The sequence below is a fragment of the Levilactobacillus suantsaii genome (genome assembly GCF_014069315.1).
GTDB classification, from domain to species: Bacteria; Bacillota; Bacilli; order Lactobacillales; family Lactobacillaceae; genus Levilactobacillus; species Levilactobacillus suantsaii.
In genome coordinates this window covers 255,163-272,492 of record NZ_CP059603.1, presented here as the reverse complement: position 1 = coordinate 272,492, position 17,330 = coordinate 255,163, and the positions used below count along the sequence as shown (strand labels likewise).

Genomic DNA, 17,330 nt, shown 5'->3' with positions numbered 1-17,330 from the left:
CCAATCTAAAACCGGCATACCGTGACCCACTGGCAATAAAAAAGGGGGGCTAACCCCCACATAAAAAGGCGTTCCCGAGAAAATTCTCGGAAACGCCGATCGACCCGCTACCGCTGATGGGCTGATATCTCGGCATGTGTGCCGCGAGACAGGTGACAACATATCAAACAATCAACGAAATTCGATTCGGTAGCGCTGTTCGCCGTCGATACTGCGAACGGTCTCTTCCAAACCATCGGTCAAGCGCCCGTCGCACCAGAAGCTGGGGTGGGCGTGACCGGTAAAGGAGAAGGTGTAACGTGCCGTGTGCGCTGAACGGGATACAGTGAGGTAACCACGGTCTTGGTCAGACAACTGAACGACTTGATCTTGTTGCTTGGGATCAACGTAAATCGTGAGCATATCTCTCGCCTCCGACTTAATTATACGGGGTTCGACCGAAAGTTATAATCAATTAGAAAACTAAATTAGGACTACCTTAACTAGATGGGGCAACACTGCATTATCAGTAGAAAGAGAGACCGAAAATATATAAATGGACTAGGCACGAAAAAATGGGCGAGCGGTCGCGTCACCGACGAAAATGCCGAAATAAAAGACCGGCGATTACATTTCGCCGGTCCATTCCCTTAAAGAGATTAGTCGTTTCCGTTCTCCGCGGAAGCGATCACTTTAGGGTAACATTGTGTTGCCAAAAAGCATCACCCCCTTTCATTTGATACCTGCAGTTTAAACGCCTAAACGAAGAAAAGCAAGTAACTTATCCTACCTTAACGCCGCTTTAAAATTAACGGAATTTAAATCTCATAATTTTTCTAATAATGAAAACGGTACAAATAACAGATGTGTTACAAAAATCGTTATAATGTTTCATTCAGAAGACAAAAAGAGCGATTAGCTTGTTTATAAAGAATGTAATCGCTATAATTATAGTTGTAGTTGGGGGATAGGAGCATGAATTATTAGTGACTTAATAAAATTCTTAACAAAATCACTAATATCGTGATATACTATTCCTGCTTGATAGATTACATACAATATGTTTGGAGGAAAAAGAATATACAATCAAGTTTAAAGAAATCTCTTTACTTGGGTCTTGCTGCATTAAGCTTTGGTGCCGTTGCTACCGTCTCCACCACTGCTTCTGCTAAGTCCTATGCTAAGGCTGGTGCTTACTCAACGTTAAAGGCAGCTGCTACTGACCGGAACGTTGAAGCTACTGGTACTAACGCCCTTTACACGAAGCCAGGTACTGTTAAGGGTGCCAAGGTCGTTGCTTCGAAGGCCAAGATGGCTGAATTAGCAACTTCCAAGAAGTCTGCTAACTACTTCCGTGCTTACGGGACTAAGACTACTAACCGTGGTTCCGTTTACTACCGTGTTGTTACCATGGACCAAAAGTACCGTGGTTACGTTTACGGTGGTAAAGTTGCTGATACCTTTGGTGGTGGGATCAAGAAGGATGAAACTACGACCGCTAACACGACCGACACTAACATTGGCAAGACGGTTTACTTTGCTAACCCTGGTAAGACTAATGTTACGTGGACTGCACCTAAGTATACGCAATACAAGTCTGGCGCTTCCAAGAACGTTGTTAGCACCCAACCATTCTCTGGCGATACTTTGAAGATCACGAAGGCTGAAACTAAGACTCGTGAAGGCTCATTGTACTACTACGTTGAAGACCAAACTCATCCTTCTGTAAGTGGCTGGATTTACAATAAGGCCGTTACTGATGATGCTAGTGTTGCCTTTAACCAAGCAACTGATGTTAAGGTAAACTTTGTTAACGATGGTAAGACAGTTGCTAGTGGCATCTTACAGGACTTAAAGGCTGATGGCGGTGACAGTGCTGCTAATGCTGTTGGGACTTCTGTCGGTACTGATGCAACTAGCAAGGTCGTTACGACTTCTGGTTCTACCACCACTGGACTAATAAGGCCTTGAAAGGTAGTGGCTACACTTACGACTTCTCTAATGCTAATGCGGCTGCACTGTTAGCTGCTAAGACAGGTGATACAATCACTCTCAATGTTAAAGCAGGGAATCAAGTAACGACGCCACTTTACTTCTACAAGTCTTCTGGAGATGTTACTTCTTCTGCTACTCAGTTAACTGTATTCCAGGATGCTACGAAGACGCCTGCTAATGCAGAAACGATTGTCCTTCCTACGTTAACTACTGGGTTCAAGGGTGTTAGTGGTGCTGATTACACTTCTGCAGATTTGAATTCATTTGCTACTACTAATAAGTTGACGAACCTTTACACGCCAACCTATAAGACTTCTGATGGTAACAATGCTTACACTGAATACACGTTAGTTTCTGCACAAGCTGGTACTTACAGCGTTAGTGGTCAAGCTCAACTTGTATACACTGCTAAGGAATACACTAATGCAACGTCACCAGTTGGCGATGGTACTACTAACTCAACTCAAACTGATACTGGTCAAGTTGTAGGTGATAACCCAACTACTACTACGACGGTTACGCCAGGTGCTGATTCAGATTCTAGTAAATAAATTTTGAATTAACATCTGTTAAATAGACTGTTTAAAAGGTATCTGGATCTAATTAGGTCCAGGTACCTTTTATTTTTTCAGTTTTTATCAACTAATTTTGGTTTTTTGTCAACCGGTGTTGATGAGGAGTGTTACTGGAACCTAATTCACTTTCGAATTGGGTTCCTTTTCTTTATTCTGATTTTAAATTCAAATGGAATTAAGCATGCCTCATTGAGAAGTTAATTTTAATCGAATATAATTAACACAAAAATTACCTACTGTGGTTAATCATTTAGATAAAGAGTGACCCGTGTCATCCTTTTTACCAATTTGGCAGTCGATTTTAGAGTCGTATAGCATTTTTAATGAAAGCACTTATATATCTACGATTGGAGGCTTTTTTATTCGAATATTTATATCGAATTTGCGTCAGACCGTTGAAAAAAGTTTCCAAAGGTAGGGGAGCTTGGTATACTTACTTCGTAACAAAATTCAATTACTTAGGGGAGAATAAAATGCAATCTAGTTTGAAGAAAACGTTGTATTTAAGTTTAGCCGCAGTTAGTTTAGGTGCCGTTTCATTGGTATCCACAACTTCTGCTTCTGCAAAGTCATATGCAAAGGCATACGCCTACCACACTTTGAAGACGGATGCGACTAAGCGTAATGTTGAAGCTACTGGAACGAACGCGCTTTACACGAAGCCAGGAACGGTTAAAGGTGCTAAAATTGTTGCTTCCAAAGCAACTATGGGGAAATTAGCTACTTCCAAGAAATCGGGAGACTACCTCCGCGCTTACGGTGTTAAGACGACTAACCGTAACTCCGTTTACTACCGAGTAGTAACGATGAACGGTAAGTACCGTGGCTACATTTACGGTGGTAAGACAACTGATGCTTTCGCTGGCGGGATTAAGTCTGCTGAAACGATGACGAAGGCAGATATGCCTAAGGAAACCACGGTTTACTTTGCAAACCCTGGTAAGAAGAACGTTACTTGGGATGCACCATACCTGACTCAGTATAAGTCTGAAAAACAAGTGGCTAACACAATGCCATTTGCGGGTGACAAGCTGGTCATCACTGATGCTGCGAAGAAGACTCGTGAAGGCTCATTATACTACTATGTCAAAGATACTAACCATCCTTCCGTAAGCGGTTGGATCTACAGTGAAGTTGTTACGACTGATGCTAATGTTGCTTTCAACCGAGCTACTGATGTTAAAGTAAACTTCACTAATAATGGTAAGACCGTTGCTACAGGTGTCTTGAAGGACTTGCTTGCCGATGGTAGTACTACTGCTAAGGCCAAAGCTGTTGGAACTTCAGTTGGTACGAATGCCACTGGCAAGGTTATTAAAACTGACGCTGCCGGTAAGGCAAATGATATTACTGATTGGACTAAGGGTGTCTTAAAGGGTAGTGGATACATTTACGAATTTTCTAATGCGAATGCTTCTGCTTTATTAGCTGCTAAGACGGGTGACACTATTTCGCTTAGTGTAAAAGCGGGTAATCAGGTAACTACGCCACTTTACTTCTACAAGTCTTCTGGTAGTGTTATTGAAAAAGCTAGTCAATTAACTGTATTTAAAGACAAGACCAGTACGCCGGCCAATGCAAATACGATTGTTCTGCCTAAGCTGACTACTGAATTTAAGGGTGTTGATGGTGCTAACTACACTTCTACAGATTTGGATGCATTTGCTCAATCTAACAAGTTGGTAACCCTTTACACGCCAACCTACCAAGTTAATGGTAAGAATGCTTACACTAAGTACACGCTAGTTTCTGTACAAAGTGGTTCTTATGGTGTTGGCAACCAAGCTCAATTGGTATATATTGCCAAGGAATACACTGATGCAACGTCACCAGTTGGTGATGGTACTGCTAACTCGACTGAAACTGATACAGGTCATGTTGTTGGTGATAATCCTGCCGTTCACGGAAACAGTACTGCCGGGGGAAGCACTTCCGGAAACAGTAATGCCGGGGGAAGCACTTCCGGAAACAGTAATGCCGGGGGAAGTGCTTCCGGAAACGATAATGCCGGGGGAAGTACTTCCGGAAACGATAATGCCGGGGGAAGCACTTCCGGAAACAATAACGCCGGGGGAAGCACTTCCGCTGATAAAGCTTAGTCCTTTGTCGCTCGTTAATTAATTTTAAGTTAGTGGTTGTTTTAAAGGTACCTAGACTTTTTGTCGGGTACCTTTTTATTGTAAAAATTAATTATGGAGTTTGAGTAGAGTATAGTGGATGACAATTATTAACAGTTTATCGGTTTTATCATTAGTGAATATGATATAATTAAGCCCGTTACATAAACTTATTCATCGGAGGAGAAGATTACATTATGCAATCACGTTTAGCAAAAACCTTGTACCTTGGGTTAGCTGCATTGAGCTTAGGCGCCGTGGCGTCGGTCTCAACAACGGCTAGTGCCAAGAGTAAGGCTAAAGTTGTGTCCACTAAGCCCTTAAAGACGGCACCGGAAACGCGGAATGTTCAAGTTACAGGAACCAACGCTATTTACTCTAAACCGGGAACGGTTAAGGGCGCTAAGATCGTGGCTTCTAAGAAAACGGTCAAGAAGTTGGCGAACTCCAAGAAGTCTGCCGATTACTTCCGGGCTTACAGTATGCAGGTCACCAACAAGGGGTCCGTTTACTACAAAGTCGTGGCTATGAACGGGAAGCACCGCGGCTACATCTACGGGGGGAAGAAGGACACTGTCTTCGCTGGGGGCATTAAGTCTGCAACCACCACGCAAACGGCTAATCTGCCAGCGAACACGACCGTTTACTTTGCCAAGCCAGGCAAGACCAACGTGACGTGGAGTGCCCCGAAGTACACCCAATATAAGGCTTCTAAGCAGGCCGCCAACACGTTACCGTTCGCTAAGGACACCCTGACCGTCACCAAGGCCGAAACCAAGACCCGTGAAGGTTCCCTGTACTACTACGTGGAAGATGCGGCTCATCCATCCATCAATGGTTGGATCTACAGCGGCGCTTTGACTACCACGCAAAATACGTTTGATGCTAAGTCCGACGTGAAGGTCAACTTCCAGACGACTTCCGGCGCTATCGTGAAGTCGACAACGTTAGCTGGTTTAAAAGCAAATGATGGTGGTAAGGTAGCAACCAAAGTTGGTACTGCGGTTGGAACGGATGCTGCTAACCAAGCAACGGATGCTTGGGGTGCGGCTGCACTAGCTGGCACTGGCTACGCTTACAAGCGTTCGGATTCCATGAATAATGCGGCTTTAACAGCGGCTAAGTCCGGGGACACCATTACTTTGTATGTAACCCAAAATGTAGCCCAAAGCACCAAAATCAACTTTTACGCGGTCACTAATGACCTGTCCCAACAAGGAAAACAGTTGAAGGCTTACACTAAGAGTGCCTCGGCGACTACGGTTGCTTTCCCAGCATTAACGAACATGTTTGCTGGCGCTAAGGATTCAACTTACACAGCTAATGATGTGCAAGCTTATCTGACCGCCAATAACCTGACGACGCTTTACACGCCAAGTTATACAGTTGGTAACGACAAAGTCTACATGAAATACACTTTCAACAGCGCGCTTAATGGAATCTATGGTTCAACTAACGCCAAGGCTTTCTACACGGGAACCCAAGAAAATGGGGCTTCACCGGTTGATACCATAGCGACTACCACGTCTGCGAATCAAGATTACGTGGGCTAATCCCAATTAAATCGAGTCAAAAGAAATCCCTCGCCAACTATTTGGCGAGGGATTTTGCTGTTCTGGGGGAATCGAGTGACGGATCAAGAAACGGGAAAACTGACCAAACAAACTCGTTCCTTGGTCGGTCTAGCATAGCGAACCGTCCGCCCAGTTGAACCGGACTGGGGTTGAACGGCTTGGGGAGGCTATGACTTTTAGCCCCGGCGGGGAGAAGCGCGGGATAATCGCCGGGCGTCTACCCAATAATGCCAGAGGACCTGAGTCGTTGAGCAGGTAATAAGCGCCGATTCGTCGTGGATTGAGTCGAACCGGTGTGGTATCGCGGCAGTGATCATCGAAATCATCTCGATTTATTGGAATTGCGCTGAGTGTAGTCCCTTTCTGGAACGAAGCCCAAGGAAAACGCTTAAAAATGGTGCTCGTGGGGGCCGTTGCTAAGGTAAGTAACTTTTTTAAGTTGACTTTCATTTCTAAAATAGTTTACCCGGTAACCTACCCCATTTTTTGGGAGAGGTGCTACACTAGGGAAAAACGAAGATGGGCAGCATCTGCGAAAGGGAAGTGGGCAATTATGACCAAACAGATTGGAATAACCGTTAGTCTTTTATTGGGAATTGTCGGGGTCACGGCCCTGGGGGTTGCGGTCCCAACGTCGCCCCATGCACTGGGCGTGGTCAGCGCCACTAGTGCGGCTGTCATGGTGGCACAACGGCCGCGGCATTTCGTAAGCGCTACCGCGACTGGCCGGGCCCCGCTGGTCTGGCGGGCGCGGACGCCGGTCGTGACCAAGCTGGCAGTGGGGACCAGCAGTACGGCGACCGGGACGCAGGTGTCGAAGGCGGCCATCACGCTAGAACGGAATTCAAATACGCCATCAACGGGGACCGGTGGCGCGCCTAGTAATCCGTCGAATTCGTCGAGTTTAGGGTCAACGAGCAGTAGTTCTTCATCTACCAGTAGTAGCAATTCCGGCACCTCGAGTTCATCCGAAAAGCCGATCAATGGCGGAAACGGCGTGAATCAGAACGGTGGCGGGAGTAGTGGTGCGGGGAGCTCCTCGTCGAGCGGTACGCACGGTGGCACCGGCATCACGCCGACTAATGGCGGTGGTGGTGACCACCCGCAGAGTGGGGCGCCGACTTCCACGCAGTCGACGATTCCGGGAAGTCATTCCTGGGTCAGTGGCTGGTTACCGCAGACCAACGAGCAGGGGAAACTCCTCTTATTGAGTGCTGGGGGGCTGATCCTCTTGATTTCCGTGCTGACCGTGGCTTATGGCTGGTGGCGCGAACGTCGGTCAAAAGCGTAGTTGAACGAACGCAAAAAGGCCCGGCAGTTGTCGGGCCTGAAAAGGGGGACGGGATTTAGATGAGTGGTGCGGTCATGAAGCCACCGGCGTTGCGGTTCCGCACGGCCGTGGCTAAATCAGTGGCGTGGGTGTACGTCTTGAGATCATCGGTCCCAAGCATCGCCCCTAACCAATCGAGCTGGGCAGGCGCAAACGGCGACTGGCCAGTCTCTTTTTGCCAATAAATCAGCGGTGGTAAGTCCAGAAGTTGAGCCATCTCGACCACCGACCGTTCCAGACAAGCGGTGCGCAAGAAGCGCAGAAGGTCGGCGTAGCTGTACTTGGCTGCCGGGTCCGTGCTGTCGGGATGGCCGTGGAAGCGCCGGGCAACTTGGGCACTGTCGGGCCACTTGATCATCGCGAGGCGCAACTCGGCTTCGTGGCGCAGGACACTGTCCGTTAAGACTTGTTCCATCGCTAGAGACAAGTCGTCCGCCGTGCGTAAGCGCTCGAAGTCACTAGCTGGCAACCCGTAAAAGCCCATCAAGAGGCGTTCCGTTTCCGGTTTGAGGCGGTGAGCCTGACTGTGTTCCAGGTTGAGGTAGTACCAGTCGGGAAGGTCGAATAGGGTTAACTCGGCGCGGAAGGTATCCAGGTCATCCTGGTAGATCCACTGTCGCAGGGTCGTTAAAATTTCACCAACGGTTTGGCTCATCGTTGCTCATCTCCTTATTTGTACGGTGAGTATACCAAGTCCAAGTGGTGATTTGCTGTGATGGTGCTAAGAAATTAGATAGAAAACGAATATTAAGGCCATAAGTTTGTCTATAATTCATATTTTTATATTTAAACGAATGGGCCACAACATGGTTGAACACCGTCAATATTTATAACTGTTTGGTTTAACTTTCGTTTATGGGGTGAGCCGATTACTTGCTAATGTTCGTGGTTTATGGCATATTAACGCTGGCCTGAATAATCAATGAGGCCTTTCAATTAAGTGTTTATCATGAGGGGGCATTCTGATGGAACCACGGTGGAACAATACGACTCCGGCTTTGCGTGATAAAGTCACGCACCGTGAGATGTTGGTATTATCAGATTTACGCGTGCAAGATATCACTCAGCAAGTTGATGCGAGTGACGTTGCTTTGGATTGGGAACATACCATTTTATTGAAGAATCTGCCGTCCGACGGGAAGACACGTCGGGGACGGACGATCGTTTGGAATGATTTGAGTGGGTTCTTATTGGTCACGGCGTCCCCCAACAATCTGATCGACCGGTTGTCGCGGGATAATCTGGTGAGCCGGTTGGACATGCAAGCTTATTTACAGGTTTGCCAGGGGAAAAATCCCGTTCCGTACGTTGTGGGGGACTTTCGGTTGATTGCTGTGGGCACGCAACAAAAAGAGCAGTACGACTGGATCAATCTCAAGTACTTCCAGACGATGATCCCGTTTAAGCGCAAGCGTGAGCGTGACCAAGCGTTGGTCATGTTGACCAACGGCGAGCAGTTATTGATTGAGGATACCGCCAGTCGCATGACGAACCGGAAGACGACCGCCGATAAAATCTTCGCCCTGCAGCTGAACCAGGCCAAGCATGACTTTCAGTTGTATCGGCCGAACGAGGGCCTTAGTCAACGGAATTACACGACGTTGCAGGCGTTTCAACTCGAAAAGATTGGTCAAGTCATCGAGCACGTCGTTCCGCGCTTGCGGAAACTCTTGACCGCAAAGGAGTGGTCGGACCTGGTCACGGCAATCGAACGAAATCAGCGGATACCCGAGGATATGCGGGTTCAGCCACCGAAGCCGGATGACTCGGCGGCTAAAAAGCCGGTTAAGCATGACCCCAAGAAGTCGCCGAAACCGCACCAATGGGACCAACAAAAGGATCCAAAAAAACATGGTAATCAGGACGAAGCGGGGGATTGAGCGGAAGCGGACAGAGTCTTATAACGAATTAAATAAAAATATTTCAACGGGCGTGACCTGTTTACACTATATTCGTTTGTTCTATGTTACAATACGAAGAGTATCAACTTAACTCGTCAGTAGTTTGGCGGCTAGGTTGGTCCGCGATGACTATGTTGACGCTGGTGATAACCGGGCCAGTCACTCGGTTACGACCGGCACGAGGAGGAAGAGCACCATGACAGAAGTAGATGAAATGGCCGGTGACATCGAACGAATTCACCAATTGAATTCACTCCTACGGCCGTTTATCAAACGGCCGAGTAGCGGGGACGCGGTCACGTTTGAACAATACCGGATTCTACACGAACTGATTCGGGAGAAGACCAGTACCAGTGAACTGTCGCGGCGGTTACACGTCGGGCAATCCATGATCTCGATTCAGATCAGTCGGCTACTCAAGGGGGGCTACATCCGTGATGAGACCCTCCCGACCGACCGCCGGTACCATGTGTTTCAAATCACGCCCCGCGGGGAAGCGGTACATGAACACGTTAGTCTTGTGTTGACCCATGAGCTGCCCCAGTTGATGGCTAAGTTAGCCACCTACGTTAAAGTCTGATCCCACCAGTGGGCGGAATGATGACACGCAAAAAGGCCGAGACCAACGTCCCGACCTTTTTTGTACCGCTTATTCGGCGGCTTCTACTTTATCGTCTGCTGGTTCTGCGAGGGCAGTCCCATTCTCGTCGACTAATTGAAGTTCCGTTTGTCGAATCACCACGAGGTCCCCGAAAGAATCGATCTTGTCTGTTTCCTTCTTCTTCAACTGGTCTGGTTCAACTTGAACCAGCGCCGAATGTTCGTACAGCTTGGTAATCGTGCCGTAGAATGAGGTCGAAAACAGTTCGGTTTCTTTGCAGTAGACCCGGTCATTTACGTGTAAAGCCATGAATGATCGTCCCCCATAAAAGTAATTTATAACAGGGTAAGGGTTATGCCGAAAAATGTCAAGGAAAATCGAAACTTTTTTCAATTAAGGGCTATTATTAAGGGAATTACCTTATAAACCATTCAGCGTCTTTAATGATGGCGTAACTGGTCGATACGTTCCTGGACCGTGAAGCGTTGGAGTAATTCAGTTTGCCGGGCGGTGTGTTTGGCCAGGTCACTGAGAAAGTCGATCTCCAGGTCACTCAACGGCGCCTGGGCCCGCGCGGCCGTCAACAGGTCATCGACGGCGTGATCCAGTTGGGCGTTGGCGGTTTTTAAGGCGGTGAAAGTCGGTAGGGTACTGAGGCCCCCGGCCGAGGAGACGGTCGTCGTGGTCGGTTGCGCCGGTTGCTTCTGCGGCGCGTCAGCCACGAAGTAGTAATAGACTTCGCGCGGCTTGAGCGTGGCCTTTTGAATCCGATGGTCAATCGATGGGGCCGCCGAGACCGCGCCCATCACGGCGGTCTGCGGGTAGCCGAGCTTGCCGAGCATCTGCCGCAGCTGAACCGCCCGTAACCCCTTGATGCCGGGGAAGCGACTGTCTGAGACCACCTCGACCAACTTATCGTCTTGCAGCCAGGCGATGATCTGCTTGCGGATCTTAGCCGCCTGACTATTCTTGGTATTCGCCAATCTGTTCACCCTCCATTAGACACCAATTAGACTTAATTAATGTCGGAATTATTAATAACATTACACCATTTTTGCGGGGGCGAATGCAAGGCGGGCACGCATTTTTTTGCCGCTTTCGCGCGTCTTTTTGGGAGCCGTCGCTAATTTCGCGGGTAAATATGGTACAATCGAGCTACATGGTTGAAAAGGGTGCCGCGCGTCAACCACCGGCCAAACGCCGTTGCGCGCGGCTTTTTGTTTGACCACGAGTAGTGGGGTGTGAGTCCCAACTACTGCTCTGCTTCCACGTGATTGGCCACAGGACGAATGACGCTCGGAAGTCCGGCGATGAGTCCTTAGGATTCCCCGTCCGGTAGTCAATTGATTATATATAGGAGTGAACATTTTGCATATTTTTAAAGATGAAAACGGAATTCGCTTGGTCGTTTCCCACCAATTAGGCCACTTTGCCGTCCACTTCGCGGATTATGCCCCGGAGCAGGAATTCATCAACTACGGCTTGAGCCAAGACAAGCGGGGGCGTTATCATCTCACCATCGAGAAGACCAACTTAACGGCGCTGCAGGCGTCGGTCTTCGATAAGGACGTCATCTTTGGTGATTTGGGCGATGAAGTTACCCCTATCAACGGCGTTACCTTCATGTTACTCTAAGCTTGAACCAGGGGAGTGGCGCGATGCTAAGCGCAACACGGGTCCGGCAGTTGCCGGACCTTTTTCGCGTCATCTAATTGGGAGAGTCAAGGCCTGCGAAGCCATCGACCGCGATGCGCCCCTTAACCGGCCAGCCGGGTTAGCGGATGACGACGAGGTGATCTATGAGCTGACGCCAAGAAGGACGCCGAGGTCTTCCTGGAAAGTAGCATTGCGTGAGTCACCAAGCTAGACCAGCACGTGAACCAATCAGCGGGTGTCAATCCTCCGGGCACGACTGGCGCCCAACCAACTTAGTATTAAGTCGCTAAGAGTGGGCTAAACATGTGCATTCCGATTATATTCGCTGTATAACAAGGGTGTGCGTTCAATGACAACGCATAAAGTGATTTCTTTTGTTAACGGATAACTTATAATCAGAGCAATGTCGCATTTCGTAGAACCTTTCCTCCAAACAAGAACTATCGTTTTGTGACCGTTGGTTATGGGCTATGCGATCGGATACCGGTGCCTGCGGGTGCCGGTATTTTTATTGGTCGGTTTGACGCAGCAAAAGTGGTTCTGACGACGGAATTTGCGTGAGGGAACAACTAGCGTTTAGGCGGCATGGCCGGCGCACCGGGCCCTTTAGCTGGGGTTATAAAAAAGTTTGTCACTTTAGCGGCCTTTCGGTTGCAAACGTTTACAGTTAATGATATATTATAACCGTAGAAAGGACCAGGGGTGGCCAAGCAAAGCACCACTTGATCTAGTTGATAAAAGTTTCACGGTTCGTAAATCTGATTTCCGTTTTGACGTAAGTCTGATTTAAGAGTTTCAATCAGTACCACAGATTTTTGATAACACGGTTCAAGATTCACGGTTTAAGATTCAAGCGTCACGGTTTCGCACCAGGTAACACAGATAAACCTTCTAACGAACTCTAGAAGAATCACGCACCAGCATTAGGCACTTCACCACAATTGAATAAGCTTTATGTACCATTAAGCAACCTGTTCTGAGATGGATAAACAATGTCAAGCCTAGAGCTCGGATGTCGGCACTAACCAGCTTCACGCGAGGATTTCAAGAAGAATCGTTTGAGCGTTGACGGGGACGACCGATGGAGGAATTAAGGAACACTGAAAACGGTAGCCAGAAATTAAGTGAGTGATTTGGCGGCTGCGACAGTTCAGTTGGAAAATTTGATGTATGAGGCGATTAAGTATTACGAAGATGACAAGACGGAAATTCCGGGATCACGCCTGCCTTTCTACAACCGAGTAGACTTCAAGTTGATTCTCAGCTAACTTGAAGTCTATTTTTGACTCTTGGATTCGGTTTGGAGACCCATTGGTTTACGGCATTACATAAACAAACGCGTGGGTCAGTGAGTGGGCTAATCCAGGAACACGATTTTAGCTGACCTAGTGGCAAAGTGGAGTAGTCCGGCACGTAAATCCTTTTAACCCGGTGGTAAATGGCCACCAGTGAATTTTCAATCCGACAATCACGAACTAGTTTAGCGCCGAAATGTTCGGGAAATTCGAAAATTGACGCTTTTAGTCAATCGGGGATTTACAGTGCTTTAGTGAAACGGTATATTATTACTAAGGCCCGGGACGCCCAGTCAAATTTTACGGAAATCCCGGACGAAGGGAGTGAGTAAGTGTGGCCTTTCACCGCATTTTTGTCATTGATTTTGCCGGGTTAGGATTAGGCGAATCTTCCGACGCGAACCACTTTCAATCCGTCGGTGCCGATACCATTGGGCACGTGGCGGCTACTTGGCCGGGAAAGCTGCAGCTCCCAACATTACAGCGCTTAGGCCTAGGCAATATTCGGGTTGACCATCCCATCTTGGGGGTCGAACCCATCTACCAACCGTTGGGATTCTTTGGGCGCCTGCACATGACCGCCCAGGACAACTTACGGCCGACCGGGCTTAGGGAGATGTGGGACTACACCGGTGCGATTCGCACCGAGAACGTCTTTACCACGCTGATTGCCGCGGGTTATGCGGTGACGGTGGCCGGGCCCTTTCTGAGCTATCTGGCCACCCAGACACCGGCCAATCGCTACCAAGTTGGCAGTAATCAAGCCAGTTTCAAGATCTTATACGACCGGTTGAACGAACCGGTCTCGGGCTTGACCTACGTGTGCCTACCGGAGATGCGCTTTGCCGGGGAACATCAGGACCTGATGGGCTTCGGCACGGCGCTCATCGCCGCCGACCACTATTTAGAACAGGTGGTGCACGATTTGGGGGCTAACGACCTTCTGATCGTGACGGCCACCCACGCCGCGGACCCGACCTTTAGTCTGACGCCCACGCGTGAGTATCTTCCATTATTGGCGTACTCACCGTCCCGGGCGAAGGGCTTTGCGTTGGGTATCCGCCGCACCCTCGCGGACATCGGGGCGACCGTCTTAGAGAACTACGGGGTCGCCACCGAGCACGCAGGACATAGTCTGTTGAATGAAATCACGCAGATCTGACGCACAGGATTCCTTGAAGGGGGGTGAGGAATAGCACCAGACCGGAACATACTTAAAGTGCAAGGACTAGCGAGAGGTTACTTCACTTATTTATTTACCCATTACGCTAGACTTTAAGGTCGTTTTGGTATCGTTCGGAACAGAAATTATGCGTACATAGTTTCTGCAGCAGCATCGTGTCGAAACGGAGTCGGTGGGGCGCCACCACCCGTTAAACAATATCGGAAAGAGGTATTTTGACCAATGTTAGTCGCAATTAATATTCTCGGGGTAATCGTCTACCTCGCCATTGCTTTCCTGTTCTCCAAGGCGAAAAAGAAGATTCACTGGAAATCTGTCGGTGTCGTTTTGGTCTTGAACCTGATCTTAGCTTGGTTCTTCACCAGTTTTGGCATTGGCCAAAGCATTGTTAAGGGTGCGGCCGATGGTTTCAACTGGTTGGTCCAAGTGGCCTATCAAGGGATCGTCTTCGCCTTACCTAACTGGGTCACGCCACAATTTGGTGGGACCGCGAAGTCGATGAACTTCATTACCAGTTCATTGCTGCCAATCTTATTGGTTGTTCCAATGTTCGATATCCTGACTTATATCGGGGTCTTGCCTTGGATCATCAAGTGGGTTGGCCGGGGCTTGTCCTACATTACCGGACAACCGAAGTTCGAATCCTTCTTCTCCGTTGAAATGATGTTCTTAGGGAACACCGAAGCCTTAGCCGTTTCTCAATTACAATTGAAGAGTATGCGTAAGGAACGGAACCTGACGCTGGCCATGATGTCCATGTCCTGTATCACGGCGTCGATTCTGGGGTCATATACCCAAATGGTTCCGGGGCAGTTCGTCTTGACGGCCGTTCCGATTAACATCTTGAACGCCATCATCGTGACGAACATGCTGAACCCAGTGGATGTCGCACCGGAAGAAGATACGATTGCCAAAATCGGCGGCTCGAACAGTGCCGCTGCCGAAGAAGGCGCCGTTGATGACAACGGGAAAAAGGAACCTTTCTTCTCCTTCTTGGGTGACTCCATCTTAGGGGCCGGCCGCCTGATCTTGATCATCGCTGCCAACGTTATCGCCTTCGTGGCCTTAGCTGCCTTGATCGATAAGCTATTAGGCTTAATCTACCCGTGGCTCTCATTGGAACACATCTTAGGGATCATCATGTTCCCGTTTGCTTGGTTGATGGGACTGAACGTCTCCGATGCCTTCCAGTTCGCTCAATACATGGGGACGAAGTTAGTCACCAACGAATTCGTGGTCATGGGGAAGATTGCTTCCACCATCAACACGAATGCGTTCTCTGACCACTACCGGGCCATCTTGACGGTCTTCTTGACGTCCTTTGCGAACTTCTCGACGACCGGGATGATCATCGGTTGTTTCAAGGGAATCGTTGACCGGGAAAATAACGAATTGATTTCGAAGAACGTGGGCTACATGTTACTTTCTGGGATCCTGGTTTCGCTGCTTTCTGCCGGAATCGTGGGTATCTTTGTTTGGTAATTTTGCCAGTTCTGCTTTAAACTAATGATAGCCCAGAGGCCTGGCCTGCTGGGCTATCTGTGTCAGAAGCCCCGGGGAGACCGGGGCCGGGCTGATGCGCGTCATCGGCCGTACGGGTGCCGACCTTTCGTAGCGACGAAAGTGAAACCCAGCCGGGTGTTTGAGACCATCCGGTTGCAATGCCCGTGAAGTCTGTACGTCATGTCGTGGCGTATTGAAAGCTAGGGAAAATTATGGATAAGCAACAACCACAGGTCACGCGCGTCGAGACGGCCATTGACCGGGCCAATCACATGACGTTGCGTGAAGCCTTACGCGACAAGGAGGTCGTCCGCAATGAGTTGATTGCGGGCGTCACGGGCTTCTTTGCCATCTCCTACATTATTATTGTCAACCCGCTGATCCTAAAGGATGCGGGGATTCCGACCGACCTCAGTGTCTTTGCGACGATTTTCTCGTCCGTCGTGGGGTGTTTGATCATGGCCTTCTGGTCCAACGCGCCGATTATCTTGACGCCCGGCATGGGGGTCAACGCCTTCTTCACGTACACCATCGTGGTCAACATGGGGTTGAGTTGGCAAGAAGCGCTGGGAATCGCGGCCGTGGCCAGTTTTGCCTACATGGTCATCGCCTTTACCAAGATTTCAACGGTGCTTTCCGAAGCGATTCCCGAATCGCTGAAGAGCGGGATCACCGCGGGGATTGGGCTCTTTTTAGTCGAGATCGGACTGGAAAAGGCCGGACTCATCGTAGCCGGCAAGTCTTCGCTGATCGTGCTGGGGGACCTCCTCAGCCCAACGCCTTTGCTGGCGTTGTTCGGATTAGTGTTGAGCCTCATCCTTTACCTGCGGAAAGTAAAGGGCAACTTCTTCATCGCCATCATCGCCACTAGTTTATTGGCGTTCTTCTGTGGCGTGAAGGACAGCGACACGCCCAGTGTGGACCTCGCACGCTTGGGCCAGTACCACAAGATCGTCTTTCAAAACGACCTGTCGCACTGGGCCAGCACGCCGTTCATTCTGGCGGCCTTTTCTATGACCATGATTCTGGTCTTCGAGTCGATGGGCCTACTGCAGGGCCTGTTGCTCGACCAAAAGAAGTTCAAGAAGACCTTCGAGGGCAGCTCGGTCTCGACCTTTCTGTCCGGGTTCATGGGCACCAGTCCCACCGTGGCGGCTGCCGAAAGCGCCTCGGGGATTGAGAGTGGGGGCCGGACCGGCTTGATGGCGTTAGTCGCCGCGGCCCTCTTCGCCTTATCATTGATTTTTGTGCCGCTGTTGGCCTACGTGCCGTCCGCGGCGATTGCGCCCGTCATCATCATCACGGGAGCAATCATGATGGCCGCCATCGGGAATATCGACATGGCGGACTTCTCCGAATGGTTTCCCGCGTTTTTGATCATCGTGTTGATTCCATTCACGAACAGTATCTCGACCGGTCTGGCTTTTGGTTTCGTGGCCTACCCAGTGATGAAGCTGGCGTTGGGTCAGGGCAAACGCCTGACCTGGCCGGTGTACCTGCTCGGCGTCTTGTTCCTGCTCGACTTGGTCTTCAGTGCCCTGTTGTAGCGGGACTTGATTTGCCGGCAAAACGTAAGCGGTTACGCAAAACGATTTACAGAATTTTTGAGGAGGAAATAAAC

15 protein-coding genes are annotated in these 17,330 nt (G+C 49.2%); 11 read left to right on the top strand and 4 right to left on the bottom strand.

All coding sequences use genetic code 11. From position 1 onward, the window contains the following. Positions 1–171: 171 nt before the first annotated feature. Positions 172–402: a hypothetical protein gene (locus H3M12_RS01305; protein ID WP_129033411.1), complete on the bottom strand. Its 231-nt coding sequence runs from the start codon at positions 400–402 to the stop codon at positions 172–174. Between the two features lie 687 nt (positions 403–1,089). Here H3M12_RS01305 and H3M12_RS01300 point away from each other — a divergent pair. From H3M12_RS01300 to H3M12_RS01280, 5 genes are all read left to right on the top strand, one after another. Next, on the top strand, positions 1,090–1,950 hold the full coding sequence (locus H3M12_RS01300; protein WP_325065012.1) for a hypothetical protein: 861 nt from the start codon (positions 1,090–1,092) through the stop codon (positions 1,948–1,950). Then, positions 1,947–2,525 carry a hypothetical protein gene (locus H3M12_RS01295; protein ID WP_182150809.1) on the top strand — a complete coding sequence of 193 codons (579 nt, stop codon included), beginning with the start codon at positions 1,947–1,949 and terminating at the stop codon, positions 2,523–2,525. The genes H3M12_RS01300 and H3M12_RS01295 overlap by 4 nt, the downstream gene beginning before the upstream one ends. A 347-nt stretch (positions 2,526–2,872) precedes the next feature. After that, positions 2,873–4,648 (top strand): hypothetical protein, encoded by a 1,776-nt coding sequence (locus tag H3M12_RS13020; RefSeq protein WP_182150808.1) that lies wholly within the window; start codon positions 2,873–2,875, stop codon positions 4,646–4,648. A 215-nt stretch (positions 4,649–4,863) separates the two neighbouring features. After that, positions 4,864–6,219 carry a hypothetical protein gene (locus H3M12_RS01285; protein WP_182150807.1) on the top strand — a complete coding sequence of 452 codons (1,356 nt, stop codon included), beginning with the start codon at positions 4,864–4,866 and terminating at the stop codon, positions 6,217–6,219. Positions 6,220–6,793: 574 nt separating this feature from the next. Continuing rightward, positions 6,794–7,531 carry a hypothetical protein gene (locus H3M12_RS01280; RefSeq protein ID WP_129032385.1) on the top strand — a complete coding sequence of 246 codons (738 nt, stop codon included), beginning with the start codon at positions 6,794–6,796 and terminating at the stop codon, positions 7,529–7,531. A gap of 55 nt (positions 7,532–7,586) precedes the next feature. Here the strand turns inward: H3M12_RS01280 and H3M12_RS01275 are convergent, their stop codons facing one another. Continuing rightward, entirely contained in the window at positions 7,587–8,225 is a 639-nt protein-coding gene (locus tag H3M12_RS01275) for a hypothetical protein (RefSeq protein ID WP_182150806.1), read from the bottom strand. Positions 8,226–8,535: 310 nt separating this feature from the next. Between H3M12_RS01275 and H3M12_RS01270 the strand changes: the two genes are divergently transcribed. Together H3M12_RS01270 and H3M12_RS01265 are read left to right on the top strand one after the other, a co-directional pair. Then, on the top strand, positions 8,536–9,450 hold the full coding sequence (locus H3M12_RS01270) for a hypothetical protein (protein ID WP_129032387.1): 915 nt from the start codon (positions 8,536–8,538) through the stop codon (positions 9,448–9,450). A 217-nt stretch (positions 9,451–9,667) separates the two neighbouring features. Further along, a complete protein-coding gene (locus H3M12_RS01265) occupies positions 9,668–10,051 on the top strand; it encodes a MarR family winged helix-turn-helix transcriptional regulator (protein WP_129032388.1) in 384 nt (127 codons plus the stop codon). 69 nt (positions 10,052–10,120) lie between these two features. Here H3M12_RS01265 and H3M12_RS01260 read toward each other — a convergent pair whose 3' ends face one another. After that, positions 10,121–10,381 carry a hypothetical protein gene (locus tag H3M12_RS01260; RefSeq protein WP_129032389.1) on the bottom strand — a complete coding sequence of 87 codons (261 nt, stop codon included), beginning with the start codon at positions 10,379–10,381 and terminating at the stop codon, positions 10,121–10,123. 131 nt (positions 10,382–10,512) lie between these two features. Next, positions 10,513–11,064, bottom strand: coding sequence for a hypothetical protein (locus H3M12_RS01255; RefSeq protein WP_233449199.1), 552 nt, complete (start codon positions 11,062–11,064; stop codon positions 10,513–10,515). 376 nt (positions 11,065–11,440) lie between these two features. On the opposite strand from H3M12_RS01255, the gene H3M12_RS01250 reads away from it, so the two are divergent. From H3M12_RS01250 to H3M12_RS01235, 4 genes are all read left to right on the top strand, one after another. Further along, the gene (locus H3M12_RS01250; protein WP_129032391.1) at positions 11,441–11,707 is read left to right on the top strand and encodes a hypothetical protein; all 267 of its coding nucleotides are present in this window, start codon (positions 11,441–11,443) and stop codon (positions 11,705–11,707) included. A gap of 1,650 nt (positions 11,708–13,357) precedes the next feature. Further along, on the top strand, positions 13,358–14,185 hold the full coding sequence (locus H3M12_RS01245; protein WP_129032392.1) for an alkaline phosphatase family protein: 828 nt from the start codon (positions 13,358–13,360) through the stop codon (positions 14,183–14,185). Positions 14,186–14,428: 243 nt separating this feature from the next. Further along, the gene (locus tag H3M12_RS01240) at positions 14,429–15,688 is read left to right on the top strand and encodes a NupC/NupG family nucleoside CNT transporter (protein WP_129032393.1); all 1,260 of its coding nucleotides are present in this window, start codon (positions 14,429–14,431) and stop codon (positions 15,686–15,688) included. A gap of 233 nt (positions 15,689–15,921) precedes the next feature. Beyond that, on the top strand, positions 15,922–17,256 hold the full coding sequence (locus H3M12_RS01235) for an NCS2 family permease (protein WP_182150805.1): 1,335 nt from the start codon (positions 15,922–15,924) through the stop codon (positions 17,254–17,256). Positions 17,257–17,330: the final 74 nt, after the last annotated feature.

What these genes read in the sequence shown, in the direction of transcription:
- H3M12_RS01305 (WP_129033411.1), bottom strand. Translation starts at nt 402, where the DNA reads ATGCTCACGATTTACGTTGATCCCAAGCAACAAGATCAAGTCGTTCAG.
- H3M12_RS13020 (WP_182150808.1), top strand. Translation starts at nt 2,873, where the DNA reads ATGAAAGCACTTATATATCTACGATTGGAGGCTTTTTTATTCGAATAT.
- H3M12_RS01285 (WP_182150807.1), top strand. Translation starts at nt 4,864, where the DNA reads ATGCAATCACGTTTAGCAAAAACCTTGTACCTTGGGTTAGCTGCATTG.
- H3M12_RS01280 (WP_129032385.1), top strand. Translation starts at nt 6,794, where the DNA reads ATGACCAAACAGATTGGAATAACCGTTAGTCTTTTATTGGGAATTGTC.
- H3M12_RS01275 (WP_182150806.1), bottom strand. Translation starts at nt 8,225, where the DNA reads ATGAGCCAAACCGTTGGTGAAATTTTAACGACCCTGCGACAGTGGATC.
- H3M12_RS01270 (WP_129032387.1), top strand. Translation starts at nt 8,536, where the DNA reads ATGGAACCACGGTGGAACAATACGACTCCGGCTTTGCGTGATAAAGTC.
- H3M12_RS01265 (WP_129032388.1), top strand. Translation starts at nt 9,668, where the DNA reads ATGACAGAAGTAGATGAAATGGCCGGTGACATCGAACGAATTCACCAA.
- H3M12_RS01260 (WP_129032389.1), bottom strand. Translation starts at nt 10,381, where the DNA reads ATGGCTTTACACGTAAATGACCGGGTCTACTGCAAAGAAACCGAACTG.
- H3M12_RS01240 (WP_129032393.1), top strand. Translation starts at nt 14,429, where the DNA reads ATGTTAGTCGCAATTAATATTCTCGGGGTAATCGTCTACCTCGCCATT.
- H3M12_RS01235 (WP_182150805.1), top strand. Translation starts at nt 15,922, where the DNA reads ATGGATAAGCAACAACCACAGGTCACGCGCGTCGAGACGGCCATTGAC.